The organism is Cupriavidus sp. GW822-FHT02D05, assembly GCF_058802485.1.
This window is the reverse complement of sequence record NZ_JBXAOE010000003.1, coordinates 303431-316091: the sequence shown is the minus strand read 5'-3', so window position 1 is coordinate 316091 and position 12661 is coordinate 303431. Positions and strand designations below refer to the sequence as shown.

Here is a 12661-nt window from a genome sequence, read left to right as displayed (position 1 = left end):
TGACCCCTAATGACATCTTTTGTTGTTTTACATATTTGTTGTGGCCAGCACTTCTTCGAGCGAGGTGAGACCCTGCTTCACCTTGGCCAGGCCAGCTTCGCGCAACGATAGCACGCCATCTTTACGCGCTTGTTCGGCGATCTCCAGTGCCGTGCCATGCGCGAGGATGATCTGCTGCATCGGCTCGGTGATCGGCATCACCTGGTAGATGCCGCAGCGGCCCTTGTAGCCGCTGCCGTTGCAGCGCTCGCACCCGACCGGGTGGTAAGGCTGCCAGCTGCCGTCGAGGTCCTCGTCCTGGAAGCCGGCGTCGGCCAGCACCTCGCGCGCCAGCTCTCCGGGGCGCTTGCAGGTGCACAGCCGCCGCGCAAGCCGCTGCGCGGTGATCATCAGCACGCTCGACGCGATATTGAAGGGCGCGACACCCATGTTCATCAGTCGCGTGAGCGTGGTCGGCGCGTCGTTGGTATGCAGCGTCGAGAACACCAGGTGGCCAGTCTGTGCCGCCTTGATCGAGATGTCGGCGGTTTCCAGGTCGCGGATTTCGCCGACCATGATGATGTCGGGATCCTGGCGCAGGAAGGAGCGCAGCGCGGCGGAGAAGGTCAGGCCGGCCTTTTCGTTGACGTTGACCTGGTTGATGCCGGGCAATTGGATTTCCGCCGGATCCTCGGCGGTCGAGATATTGATGTCGCCCTGGTTAAGCCGGTTCAGGAAGGTGTACAGCGACACCGTCTTGCCGCTGCCGGTGGGGCCGGTCACCAGCACCATGCCATAGGGGCGCTTGATCACGTCCAGCAGCAGCGCCTTTTGCGCCGGCTCGTAGCCGAGCTGGTCGATGTCGAGCTTGTCGGACGACGACTCCAGGATCCGGATCACGATCTTCTCGCCGAACAGCGTCGGCAGCGTGGAGACGCGGAAGTCGATCGCCTTCTCCACGGTTTCCTTGGGCTCCTTGCTGTCCTTGCCGTCCTTGTCGCCGCCCTTTTCCTTGGGCAGCGCGATCAGCAGCTTCATGCGGCCGTCTTGCGGCACGCGCTTTTCCGAGATGTCCAGGCGCGACAGCACCTTGATCCGGGTGGAGATCTTGTCGCGGATGTCCACCGGCGGCCGTGCCACTTCCTGCAGCACGCCATCCACCCGGAAGCGGATGCGATAGAAGGTCTCGAACGGCTCGAAGTGAAGATCGGAGGCGCCGCGATGGAAGGCTTCGGTCAGCAGCTTGTGCAGGAAGCGAACCACGGGCGCGTCGTCGATGTCGGCCGCGGTCTTGTTGCGCAGCGCTCCAGCGGACGCCACCGGGTCATAGTCGATCATCTTGCGCTCGACATGGCCCGGGCCGATCGACTTGATCGTGCCGCCGCTGTCGTCGGCAGCCGAGCGCACGTATTGCATCAGCTTGTCGTGCTCGACCACGACGGGTTCCACCGGCAGGTTGTATTTCTGCTTGATGGCGTCCAGCCCGGCCTGGTTGCCCGGGTCGGACAACGCCAGCACCAGGCGGTTCTCGCGCCGGCCCAGTGGCAGCAGGCGGTGCGCGTGGAACTCGCGATTGCCCGCCAGCGCCGGCGGCACCTTGTTGAGGTTGTACTGATTCAGATCGATCAGCGGCAGCTGATACTTATCAGCCGCGAAGATCGCCACATCATGTGCAGTCATGGTGCCGCTGGCGATGATCTCGTCGATCAGCTGCGACTTTTTTTCTCGTGCCGACTGTTCAAGCTGGGCGAGCAGGGCCGGCGCGATACGCCGGCTCTGTGCAAGAGCTAGACCAAGTGTCATGGCAAAAAACGATTGGCCGCAAGCGGCCTAGGACCCCGAATCGGGGCAGTTTGCCGCCGGGGTCACTTTTTGTAAAGGCGCACCGGACAGGGTGTTGCCGTTTGCACGACACGGGCGCAACCCTACTTGCGCGGGGGGATGGGGAAGGGACGGGAATCAGGATTGGCGAGCCGGGCGCACCAATGAAAAAAGGCCGCACATTGCTGTGCGGCCTTTCTTGTACGGTCTCGGGGACCGTGAAACTGGTCGGGGTGAGAGGATTCGAACCTCCGGCCTCTACGTCCCGAACGCACTGAGATATCTATGATTTGACTGGCCTAGCTGCCGTCTGTAGCATTTGCTGGGACAAATTTGGGACAATCAGAAGCATGGGTACGATCACAAAGCGCGGGGAGTTGCAGTGGCAGGCCAAGGTTCGTCGCCACGGCTTTCCGCAGCAGTCGCGCACCTTCATGTACAAGGAGGACGCGGAGAAGTGGGTGCGATCGCTGGAGCGAGAGCTGGAGACCTCAGGATTTATAGATCGCCGTCAAGCGGAAAAGAATACGCTCAGTGAGGTTCTCAAGCGCTACCAGCAGGAGATTACGCCAGGCAAGAAGTCGGCTGAGATCGAGGCGATCAAGATTAACGTGATCCTGAAGGATGCCGTGTTGCCGAGCCTGAAGATGTCTGCCATCACGAGCGCAGCTGTCGCAGCTTGGCGCGATCGGCGATTGAAGGAGGTCTCTGGCTCAACTGTTAATCGGGAAATCGATGTGCTTTCCGCAGTGCTGAACCATGCGCGCAAGGAGTGGGGCATTCATCTGGAGAACCCGATTCCCCACATTCGCCGCCCGGACAAGGCACGAGCACGGGAACGTCGCCTATCGGAAATTGAGGAGCGCTACCTGTTCGAGGCGCTGGACGAAGGCGAACGATGCGCAGATGGCACCTTTGGGAAGGGGGCGCGCAACAAGTGGCTTGCTCCTGTGGTCAAGTTGGCGCTTGAAACGGCCATGCGCAGAGGCGAGTTATTGGCACTGAGCTGGGAGCATGTCGATTTAGAGAGGCGTACAGCGCACTTGCCGGACACCAAAAACGGAGATTCCCGCACAGTGCCCCTCTCGACGCGGGCGGTTGCAATTTTGGAGTCTTTGTTCCCGCCCAGATCTGACGATGACTCGGCGGTCCCCGATGCCGGTCCAGTATTCCCGATCACCGCGATGGCGTTGCGAAAGGGCTTTACCCGGGCTCTGGAGCGGGCCAGGGCAGCGTATGTCGCCGATTGCCAGCAGGCTCAGAGAAAGCCTGCAGCCGGCTTTCTGAACGACATGCACTTTCACGACACGCGTCACGAAGCGGCATCGCGGCTAGCTGAGAAGCTGTCAAACGTGCTGGAGCTTTCTGCCGTCACCGGCCACAGGGACTTGCGCATGCTAAAGCGCTACTATCATCCCCGTGCGGAAGACCTTGCCAAGAAACTTGACTAGCTTAGGGCGGCACGACGTCGCCAGCCAGAGGCAGACTGAGCTGGCGCGCCTCTGATGGGACGCAAGGTATTCCGTTCGCTGGGCAGCTATATCTGCTCTGCTCAAGCGGCGCATATTATGAAGAGATGAAATGAAAGCAGATCTTACAAAACGATTGTTCAAAGCGATTGCCTCGGGATCGGATCGAGATCTGACTTTGCTAGCAAAGAAGATCATAGACGAAGAAAACAGCAAGGGCCACAGTATCCTTGCTGGTCAACTCGGGGATATTCTAAAAAATAGAAAGCCCTTGGCTCCCGCGACGGAGCCGCGTACTGATAGTGAGCGTGTGCTCCAGCAGTTGCCAATGAGCCGTCGTTACCAAGACCCTCTGGTTGTGAGGATGGAGCGCGCATCGCTTCGCCACTTCATGGTGCTGCCACATCAAGTCGAGGCAAGATTTTCTCGGATAGAGAAAGAATACGCCGCAAGAGAGCGATTGGCCTCGTTTGGATTGCGACATAAGAAGAAAATACTTCTATATGGACATCCCGGATGCGGAAAATCATTGGGGGCCGAGCGTCTAGCTTGGGCCACGGGTCTTCCATTAGTCAAGGTTAGATTTGATGCTCTGATATCCTCGTATTTCGGCGAGTCGGCGGTTAATTTACGTGCGGTCTTTGAGTCTGCCAAGGATAAGCCGTGCGTACTATTTTTGGATGAATGCGATTTCATTGCAAAATCACGAACAAATTCGAATGATGTGGGTGAGGTGCCGCGTTTAGTTAATACTCTCTTGCAACTGCTAGAGGATTTCGATGCGCCTGGCTTGTTAGTGGCAGCAACAAACTTGGATAAGCAGTTAGACAGAGCGCTATTCCGTAGATTTGATGATGTATTTGAGGTGCTACCGCCGGGGCCAACTGAGACCGAGCAATTGCTGAAGTCGACGCTTTCGGCCATCTCTGTTTCTAGAGACATTAATTGGTCACCTCTGGTCAAGGAGTTGACCGGAATGTCCGCGGCGGATGTTGTAAAGGTCGCCCAAGATGCTGCCAAAAGCACTGTGCTGTCTGGGAGAAAATCAGTACAGCAGGAAGATCTACAGTTTGCAATAACAGAAATTTACAAGCGTACCCAGTCCTAATCGAGCTTCTTAGAAGCCAAAGGCCCTAACAAAATTAAATAATTTAAGATGGCCCCAAGAGTCGCTGGTCAAAATGCATTTCCTCACCTTTCGTTGCCACTTGTCGTTCGGGATCGAGCTCGCTTGCGGGGTGGCGGAAGCGGTGGTGAAAGAGAAAGACTGAACAGGGAGAACCCAGCGCAGCATTCTGGCCAGCTCCGTCGATGGGTGGCTAATTCTGTCGCATCCTATAATCAAGCGCGCGAGCAGAGAGAGCGTGCACAGATGCCCCCAATTCCGGTAGGCATTCCCTTTCTTGTTCACGTAGAACCAGATACTGATCTCGAATTCCTCCGGCAATTCTTCAATCTGGAGATCGTTTCTGAGTACGACGATGGGGCAGTCATCGTTGCCAGCGATGAAATCGATATGGCGACGTTCTTGGGTACCGTCGAGAAATTTGCTACGTCTAGAAGGGGTGGCGCCACTGCCGCAAAAATATATGACCTGTCCGGGCCCGAGAGCAGTCAGCTTCGTGTCGATCGAATTTTAAGCGAGTCGCTTCGCGAGAAATGGGATGCCATCGAGGATGGGGTACTCTATACAGTGGATGTGGGCATCGAGTGTCTAGGTGCCACATCCGTTCCTAGTACACCTGAGCAACGTCGAAATGAATCAGATGAGGCCTTCCAGGCCAGGCTAGAGGTATGGCACGTGCGGTTTCAGCAAATTCAAGCTGAATGGGACGATTTGATGTCGGAACGCGAGTTCCAGTTCGTGAGGTTTGTGCAAGGCTATCAGGGGGAAGTGCTCAGCATACTGCACGACGGAGAGCAAGGCATTGCAGCGCTTCCCGATAGCTTTTCAGTGAGAATTAGGATTTCTGGCCTTGGGTTACGTGATTTAGTCCTAAATTATCCATATTTGTTTGAGGTCGCTGAGCCCGATATAATCAGTAATGAAATAGCGAATGCCCGGGAAATTGAAGCGGGTCGATTCGCTGTGGAAATACTGCCGCCAGACAACGATGCGCCCTCGGTATGCATTATTGACAGCGGAATACAGGAGGCACATCCCTACCTCGAACCCGCAATTCGACAAGAAAGCTCGATGTGCTACGTGCCGAATGTCGAGCACACGGAAACTGGTGATTACGTCGCATCGGGAGGCCACGGAACGCGCGTCGCGGGCGCGGTGCTTTATCCTCGCACAATCCCGACGGAAGGTACCCATAAGGCTCCATGCTGGATCGAAAATGCGCGTGTCCTAGATGCAAACAATTCGTTGCTTAGTTCGCTCTATCCTCCGCTGTATTTGCGCGACATCGTGGGGCGGCTCGCAACCGGGGATCAGCCGACAAAGCTATACAATCATTCCATTGCCGCATATCGGCCATGTCGACTCCGACAAATGTCTGCTTGGGGCGCTGCAATCGATTGGCTCAGCTGGGAACATGATATTCAATTTGTCCAGAGTGCCGGAAATTTACCAAATTGGTCGAGTGCAGTGCCGTTTAGACTTGGTATTATCGATCATTTGCAGGCTGGTCGGAACTATCCCGATTACTTACTCAGTCCTTCATCTCGTATTCCGACTCCCTCTGAAAGCCTGCAGGCGCTAACGGTTGGATCCGTTGGTCTTGTCGATTATCATGATGGAGATTGGCGCTCTCTTGGTGGTGCGAATCAGGCATCGGCATTTACCACTGCAGGTCCTGGCGTCTGGAATTCTATAAAGCCAGAAGTAGTGGAGTATGGTGGGGACGTGGTATACGACGGAGCGCTTCTCGTCCGCTCCATGGACGAGACGTGTACGCCGCTGCTTAGGTCAACCTTACATGGAGGTCCGCTGCACGCAAGTGATGAATATGGCACTTCATTTGCTGCACCGAAAGTCACGGCCATCGCTGCGGCTTTACAGGGTCAGTTTCCATTGCAGCCATCTCTTCTCTATCGAGCTCTCATTGTCAATTCTGCAAAATGGCCTTCCTGGGCGGATCGCGAGCCAAACAAGCTTGGCGTATTGAGGCGGCTCGGCTTTGGCATTCCCGATATGGAGCGGGCTACTTCGAATACACCTTACCGTGTGACGCTAATAACTGATGGCGCCTTGCACGTGAAGGCAAAGGAAGCGCAGATTTTCCAAGTTCCCGTACCGCCGGAACTCAGAGCCCCAGGGGAAGAGTTCAATGTGCGAATTGATATTACGCTTTCGTACGTCGCTAAACCCCGACGGACAAGGCGGAACCCTCGACAGTATCTTTCCACATGGGTGGATTGGACTAGTAGCAAGATCGGCGAATCTGTGAATTCGTTCAAAAACCGTGTACTGAGAGCGGGTGATATGGGCGATGTCGACAATGAGGGTGTCATACCTTGGATGATTCGCGAGAAGGACGACTGGGGGCAGATTGAGGGAGTGCGACGGAATACAGGAACAGTCCAAAAAGACTGGGCAGTGCTTAAGTCACACCAATTGCCAATCGACTTCTGTGTGGCGGTTGTTGGTCACCCCGGGTGGGACCGTGATCCTGATGCCTACGCGAAATATGCCTTAGTGATAACATTTGAGGCTGTCGACGGAGATCTCCCTCTATATGAGCGGATAGCCGTAGCAGTGGAAGCCATAGTGCCGCCGGTTCAGCAAGGGGAGGTCGAGGTACGCGTTGGCTAGCTGTATTGTGGCCTCACTGTATCGTCGTGCTGGTGCTAGTGGCGAATGCTTGCCCTCAGGGCTAAGGCTGGCATCTATCTCGCTTCCGCACCTCCGCGGGGTCCTTCTCGAGGACCCTCCAAAGATGACGGAAGTGGGCGCATACCGATCCCGCAATTTCTCGCCCGGAATCCCTTGGGATGTACCTCTGAAGCGGACCTTCGAGAGATAGGGAGTTGGAGTGTAGGTCGAAAGGTCGCGATAGAAGGTCGTCGACCTTCTAAACCTGGCGCATCCGAGGAGGCGTGCGTGCCTTCTCTACCTTGCGGCCAGGACTATTCAGTTGCTTCCCTTGCTGTTCGCGGAAGGCTGCTTCGTTCTCCTCTCTCATGGACCAATCCGTCTGCTCAGGAAGTCTCACATCGGCGTCCTTCGCGTGGTGAGTTGCAACTATCGGCGCAATGCCATACCTGCGTTCGGCGGAACGGGCGATGGGCGCCGTGTCTTGCCTTCCATTCCGAGATCCTCTTGTAGCCCCCAAACCGTAGGCGAGCCAAGGACAGTTTCGCTATCAAGGCCGGCAACGGCCTTGGCGGCCGCCCTCTGCGGCCCTGCGACTCTCCGCTTGACCTTCGTCAGCGACGCTGCCAGCGCTCGGCAGGTTGCAAATGTTTGCTTATATTCGCAAAGAATTGAATTGATTTGCAATTCAATGAATTTATTTACATAGAAACTCCACGCAACACTGCTGCAATTGAAAATCGGCAAGCGGGGAGATGGGGAATCCAACTGGGCTTCAGATTTGCCAGGCCCTGCTCAGATTGCTCTCCCCCGGTGGAATACCCGGCCCAACGGGGCGGATGAGGTTATGAGCAAAGCGAGTAAGCTGCGTGAGATGGTTGCAAAAGACGTCTCCGATGTATTACTGTAATAATTGCGCGGCGCGCCGATGTTATCTATCGGGGTCCGTTTAACTGACTCGGAATAGCGCGGCGCGCCGATTATATTGTGGAGCAAGGTGTAACCTGCGCTTCGCTTGCTTTCCCCCTACGGCCTCCGGCCTCCGCCCCTGTTCGCTTCGCTCAGGGGGTTGCCTCCGCGTCTGCGCCGCGCTTGCCGCTGCGCGTTTCGCTTCGCTTCACTTGCCGCAAGGGCACTGCATGACCACTGACGACTCCAAGCGCCGCCGCCGTGGGCCTGCGCCGCTTGACTCCGCCAACAGGCGCGGGCACACCGTTTCGGTGCGCCTCAACGATGCCGAGCTTGCGCGGCTGGATTCGCTGCGTGATTCAGTACGGATGCAGCGCGGCGAGTACCTACGCGCCGGCGCCCTGCATCGGTTGCCACCCACTATCCCGGTAATCAACCGGGAAGCATGGGCGGGGCTGGCACGCTCAGCTGCCAATCTGAATCAACTCGCCCGGCACCTGAACGAAGGCGGGTCGCTTGGTTTTGACGAGGTGCGCGCCGCTCTTGGTGCGTTCCGTCGTGACTTGTTAAGCGTCAAGTTCAATGCCGAGGACGAAGAAGATGAAGGCCAAGATTAGCCGTGGCGGGGGCTTTCGCGGTGCGCTGAACTACGTTTTTGACGTTGGGCCGAAGGCCAGCTATGACAAAAACGCCGAGCGCGTGGGCGGGAATATGAGCGGCCATGACCCACAAGAGCTGGCGCGGGAGTTCTCTGCCGTGCGTCAGTTGCGCCCGGACATCGGAAAGCCGGTATGGCATTGCTCGCTGGCCCTGCCTGCCGGTGAGCGCCTGAGCGCCGAGAAGTGGGGCGAGATCGCAGACGACTTCATGCAGCGCATGGGCTTTGACGCGGCGATGACGCCTTATGTCGCCGTGCGCCACCAAGATACCGACCACGATCACATTCACATTGTCGGCAGCCGGGTAGGGCTGGACGGCAAGGTGTGGCTAGGCCAGTGGGAAGCCCGCCGCGCAATCAAGGTGACGCAGGAGCTTGAACATGAGCACGGCTTGACCTTGACGCCGGGGCTGGGCGACGCCCGCGCCGAGCGGAAGAAGCTGACAGACCGCGAGATTAATATGGCCGTCAGGACTGGCGACGAGCCGCCGCGCCAACGGCTGCAACGTCTGGTGGATGAAGCGGCGAAGGACAATCCGAGCGCCTTGGAGTTTGCGCAGCGGCTTGAGGCCGCAGGCGTGGGCGTCCGGGCGAACCTTGCCAGTACCGGGCGTATGAACGGTTTTTCCTTCGAGATCAAGGGCATCCCTTTCAAGGGGCAGGACTTGGGCGACGCTTACAAGTGGAGCGCCCTACAGAAACGGGGGGTGACCTATGAGCAAACTAGAGATGGTGCGGGCCTTGAACGATTCCGCACCGCAATTGCAGATCGTAGAGAGCGTCAGGACGTTGCAGCAGGCCGTGAGCCTGATGCACGAGGACTTGATGCGCCTACCGGACTCGGTAGCGAGCGAGACGGCAGAAGCCTTGCAACCGCTGGCCAAGCTGCGGCAGGAGGTGACGCGGGTGCTGGAAGCCTACGACCAGGTATCAGCGATCCAGCGCAAGACGCTGGACACCCTCACGCAGGAGATGAGCAGCAACGCGGCGCAGACGTTCGAGCAGAAAGCGGGGAAGCTGGACGCGACGATAGCCGACCTGTCGCGCAGCCTGTCCGGGCTGAAATGCAGCCTGAACAGCATGGAGCAGACCGCGCAGCAGGTCAGCAAGTTGCCGGGCGAGCTGGCGGCCGCGACCAAGAGCATGAGTCGCGCAGCCGAGACGCTGACCAAAGCGGCGAACGAGACGCGCCCAAAGTGGTGGTGGCAGGCACTTGGGCCGATTCTGGTCGGGATGGTAGCAGCTGGAGCCGTGGGGGCTGGGCAAGTCGCTTTAGACAGGCTGGTGCCGCGACGCGCCGAGCAGAAGGACCTAGAAGCGTTCCAGGCGATGTGGGGCAAAGCCACGCCCGAGGAGCGCGAGTTGATGCAGCAGATCGTCAATCGGCCCGCGAAATAGACCCGACCGCCTACCTGGAGATGACCGGCTTCACCGTGAGGCGCGAGGGGCGCCACCTGTCCGTCAGGGCCAACGGGGACGAGGCGTACCGCGTCACCCGCAAGGATGATGGCCACTATGTGACGTGCGACAAGTACGGCAACGGCATCGGTGACAATATTGCGCTGGTGCAAGAGATCGAGCCGGGCACCGGCTTTGCCGAAGCCGTTTATCGGCTATCGGGTGCGGCGGCTGTCAGAGCAAAACCGCGCCAGACAGAGCCGAAGCGCGAGCCACCGAAGCTGCCCGGTCACAGGCTGGCCGACAAGCAATACGGTCGCCAGTACCTGCAAGGCCGTGGCATCAGCCCTGACACCATCGAGTACGCTGAGAAGGCGGGCATGGTGCGCTATACGACCGGCGGCGTGCTGTTCGTGGGCTATGACAGCGCAGGCGTGGCGCAGAACGTAACCAAGCGGGCGACTGCGCCTGCTGATTCGGTGCAAAAGCGCGACTTTCGAGGCAGCGACAAGCGATTCCCGCCGATCATGCCGGGAGATCCAGCTAAGGTCTGGATTGTCGAGGGCGGCGCGGATGCACTGGCCCTGCATGACATTGCGAAGCGCGGCGGTCAGCAGCCGCCGACCGTCATCGTGTCCGGTGGCTCAAACGTACGCGGATTCCTTGAGCGGGCCGAGGTGCAAGCTGTCCTGAAGCGCGCCGAGCGGGTGACGGTATGCGGCGAGAATGAGAAGGACGCGGCGACGCAGGCCAAGACCGATGCCGATCACGGCAAGCAGGCGCAGCGGGTGCGGGAGATCACCGGGCGCGAGGTATGGGAATGGAAGCCAGCGCCGGAGAATGGTAAGGACTTAGCCAGCATCAACGCCAGGCAGGTACAGGCGGCGCAAGCGGCCAATCGGGAGCGGCAGCGCGAGGTCAAGCAGCAGACCGATGATGGGCCGAGATTTGACAGATGACATTGAAGGAGCCGCTATGCTCAGGGACGGGTTGAGCGCCGCCGTGCCTATACACGAACACAACGGCCGGCCGTTCTTTGTCCGGCTTTCCGATGTGTCGGAGCCGTGGCGTGCCAATTCTCGACAGCTCTAGTGGGCTCGCAGGTCCCGCGTTTCGATGGCGAATACGAGATTGCCTATGCCTGGGATTGGAAGAGCTGGGCCACAGACAGCTGGTATGGCAGGCAAGGCCCGAACGGCCTCGACGAGCCAACTCCTTGAAGGGGATAGCGATGCTGGTTTTCCTCGATACGGAATTTACGGACTTCATTGACTGCGAGCTCATCAGCCTCGGCCTGGTGGCCGAGGATGGCACGCAGTTCTACGCAGAGGTGCAAGACTTTGATCGGGAAAAGTGCAACCAGTTCGTCCGGGCTGCCGTGTGGAGTGTGCTAGGCCAGATCGAGGGCGCCAGCGTGGCTCGGGCCGCCCTCTCCGCGCGGCTTTGCGCCTGGTTCGCCAGCCTGCCAGACAGCGTAACTGTGGCCGCCGACAGTTTCACCGACTGGGAGTTGCTGCTGGACGTGTTGGATGGAGAGCGCCCGCCGAACCTAGCCGGTCGACGCGATCTGCGAGAGCTGGCCAGCAATGCCGCGTTTCAGCAGGCTGTGGCCACCTACCACGGGCAGCAGGGACACCCATGGCACCATGCCCTGCACGACGCGATGGCGTTGCGCGCAGGCTGGTTGGCCGTCAACGCTGCCACCGGCATTGCTCCTCCTCAGGCTGAGGAGCGCAGTCTTGCATTCCACCGGCGCGTTGCAGAAAAGCTATTTGAGTTTTTGAGTAAAATACGGTTTTGAGTAGAATTAGTTTGGTGAGCCGTGTCTTGCGGTAATTCCAGGGGGTGTAGTCCCTGTTGGATGCGTTGGATGGTGAGTTCCCGCCCTGGCATCATGTTCTGCATGATGCGGCTGCGCTTTGCGCAGGTTGGTTGGCCGTCAGCCTCCGCAATGCTCCGCAGCATCCAATTCACGAGTCACCACGGTATTGACCCAGTCCATGAATTGGATCCAGCGCGCCTCAGTAATGGCAACGCCCCTCGGCCCCCACAACACTTCCGGATCATTCATAAGATCCGGTTGGAGATCCAGCCAGCGTCGTAGAGGGACGCGGAGTTCGTAGGGCGCTTCGTCAATGTAAAGGACAAGGGTATCGCCCCAAGGGAAGAACGGGACGCTAGTGCCAGCCTCAAGTTGAAGCTTGAGCAGACGGATGTTTCTTGCAAGATTTCCCATTTTTCCGCCGCTCGGACTAAGTGTTTTACTCGGACCGTCGCCTACCGCCTTACTCAAACACGCTTTTCAGATTGAAGAGTTTGAGCAGCCTCGCATTGATGCGAGGCGCATCGTCAAGTGCAGCCGCAAACGCTTGCCAAGCGTCGTCATTGACCAGGAAGCGGATTTGGCCGCAGTTCGCTGTCTGTGTGGGTGTCGAATCTGCGATTGCGGATCGTCTCCTACGCTCCGCTGGGGGCTCTGTCGCCATCTTTTCGTCCTATGGGCGCAATGCCAAGGATGATAACGTTGTTCGGTCCACGGGATGCGCCGCGGCGCGAGAGCCGAGCACGACTCGGACTCGCCAGGCCGCCAGTAGTGGCGGGACTTGCCGGCTAGTCCGCTCGATGATGCGCTGGCCTGGTGGGGATGCGGAACGCCGCGCCCTTCCC

10 protein-coding genes and 1 pseudogene are annotated in these 12661 nt (G+C 58.4%); 8 read left to right on the top strand and 3 right to left on the bottom strand.

Features of this window, described 5'->3' with window-relative positions; genetic code table 11:
* Positions 1-27 precede the first annotated feature (27 nt).
* A complete protein-coding gene (pilB, locus tag AC1RQK_RS06275) occupies positions 28-1782 on the bottom strand; it encodes a type IV-A pilus assembly ATPase PilB (protein WP_492376806.1) in 1755 nt (584 codons plus the stop codon).
* A 368-nt stretch (positions 1783-2150) separates the two neighbouring features.
* Between pilB and AC1RQK_RS06270 the strand changes: the two genes are divergently transcribed.
* From AC1RQK_RS06270 to AC1RQK_RS06235, 8 genes and pseudogenes are all read left to right on the top strand, one after another.
* Entirely contained in the window at positions 2151-3251 is a 1101-nt protein-coding gene (locus AC1RQK_RS06270) for a site-specific integrase (protein ID WP_492808072.1), read from the top strand.
* A 130-nt stretch (positions 3252-3381) separates the two neighbouring features.
* On the top strand, positions 3382-4377 hold the full coding sequence (locus tag AC1RQK_RS06265; RefSeq protein ID WP_492808071.1) for an AAA family ATPase: 996 nt from the start codon (positions 3382-3384) through the stop codon (positions 4375-4377).
* A gap of 264 nt (positions 4378-4641) precedes the next feature.
* The gene (locus tag AC1RQK_RS06260; RefSeq protein ID WP_492808070.1) at positions 4642-7029 is read left to right on the top strand and encodes a S8 family peptidase; all 2388 of its coding nucleotides are present in this window, start codon (positions 4642-4644) and stop codon (positions 7027-7029) included.
* A 1139-nt stretch (positions 7030-8168) separates the two neighbouring features.
* Positions 8169-8555: a plasmid mobilization protein gene (locus AC1RQK_RS06255; protein ID WP_492808069.1), complete on the top strand. Its 387-nt coding sequence runs from the start codon at positions 8169-8171 to the stop codon at positions 8553-8555.
* Positions 8521-8979: pseudogene (locus AC1RQK_RS06250) on the top strand (relaxase/mobilization nuclease domain-containing protein); the annotation flags it as partial. The gene AC1RQK_RS06255 and the pseudogene AC1RQK_RS06250, both read left to right, overlap by 35 nt.
* A 331-nt stretch (positions 8980-9310) precedes the next feature.
* Positions 9311-9994: a hypothetical protein gene (locus AC1RQK_RS06245; protein ID WP_492808114.1), complete on the top strand. Its 684-nt coding sequence runs from the start codon at positions 9311-9313 to the stop codon at positions 9992-9994.
* A gap of 20 nt (positions 9995-10014) precedes the next feature.
* Positions 10015-10953, top strand: coding sequence for a hypothetical protein (locus AC1RQK_RS06240; protein ID WP_492808113.1), 939 nt, complete (start codon positions 10015-10017; stop codon positions 10951-10953).
* Between the two features lie 272 nt (positions 10954-11225).
* Positions 11226-11795: a hypothetical protein gene (locus tag AC1RQK_RS06235; protein WP_492808068.1), complete on the top strand. Its 570-nt coding sequence runs from the start codon at positions 11226-11228 to the stop codon at positions 11793-11795.
* A 138-nt stretch (positions 11796-11933) separates the two neighbouring features.
* Here AC1RQK_RS06235 and AC1RQK_RS06230 read toward each other — a convergent pair whose 3' ends face one another.
* Positions 11934-12230, bottom strand: a complete 297-nt coding sequence (locus tag AC1RQK_RS06230; protein ID WP_492808066.1) for a hypothetical protein — start codon at positions 12228-12230, stop codon at positions 11934-11936.
* 49 nt (positions 12231-12279) lie between these two features.
* Complete coding sequence (locus AC1RQK_RS06225) at positions 12280-12480, bottom strand: type II toxin -antitoxin system TacA 1-like antitoxin (protein WP_492808065.1); 201 nt, start codon at positions 12478-12480, stop codon at positions 12280-12282.
* Positions 12481-12661: the final 181 nt, after the last annotated feature.

Excerpts from the sequence above, each read along its gene's own strand:
- AC1RQK_RS06235 (WP_492808068.1), top strand. The coding sequence starts at position 11,226 with ATGCTGGTTTTCCTCGATACGGAATTTACGGACTTCATTGACTGCGAG.
- AC1RQK_RS06270 (WP_492808072.1), top strand. The coding sequence starts at position 2,151 with ATGGGTACGATCACAAAGCGCGGGGAGTTGCAGTGGCAGGCCAAGGTT.
- AC1RQK_RS06245 (WP_492808114.1), top strand. The coding sequence starts at position 9,311 with ATGAGCAAACTAGAGATGGTGCGGGCCTTGAACGATTCCGCACCGCAA.
- AC1RQK_RS06230 (WP_492808066.1), bottom strand. The coding sequence starts at position 12,230 with ATGGGAAATCTTGCAAGAAACATCCGTCTGCTCAAGCTTCAACTTGAG.
- AC1RQK_RS06265 (WP_492808071.1), top strand. The coding sequence starts at position 3,382 with ATGAAAGCAGATCTTACAAAACGATTGTTCAAAGCGATTGCCTCGGGA.
- pilB (WP_492376806.1), bottom strand. The coding sequence starts at position 1,782 with ATGACACTTGGTCTAGCTCTTGCACAGAGCCGGCGTATCGCGCCGGCC.
- AC1RQK_RS06240 (WP_492808113.1), top strand. The coding sequence starts at position 10,015 with ATGACCGGCTTCACCGTGAGGCGCGAGGGGCGCCACCTGTCCGTCAGG.
- AC1RQK_RS06255 (WP_492808069.1), top strand. The coding sequence starts at position 8,169 with ATGACCACTGACGACTCCAAGCGCCGCCGCCGTGGGCCTGCGCCGCTT.
- AC1RQK_RS06260 (WP_492808070.1), top strand. The coding sequence starts at position 4,642 with ATGCCCCCAATTCCGGTAGGCATTCCCTTTCTTGTTCACGTAGAACCA.
- AC1RQK_RS06225 (WP_492808065.1), bottom strand. The coding sequence starts at position 12,480 with ATGGCGACAGAGCCCCCAGCGGAGCGTAGGAGACGATCCGCAATCGCA.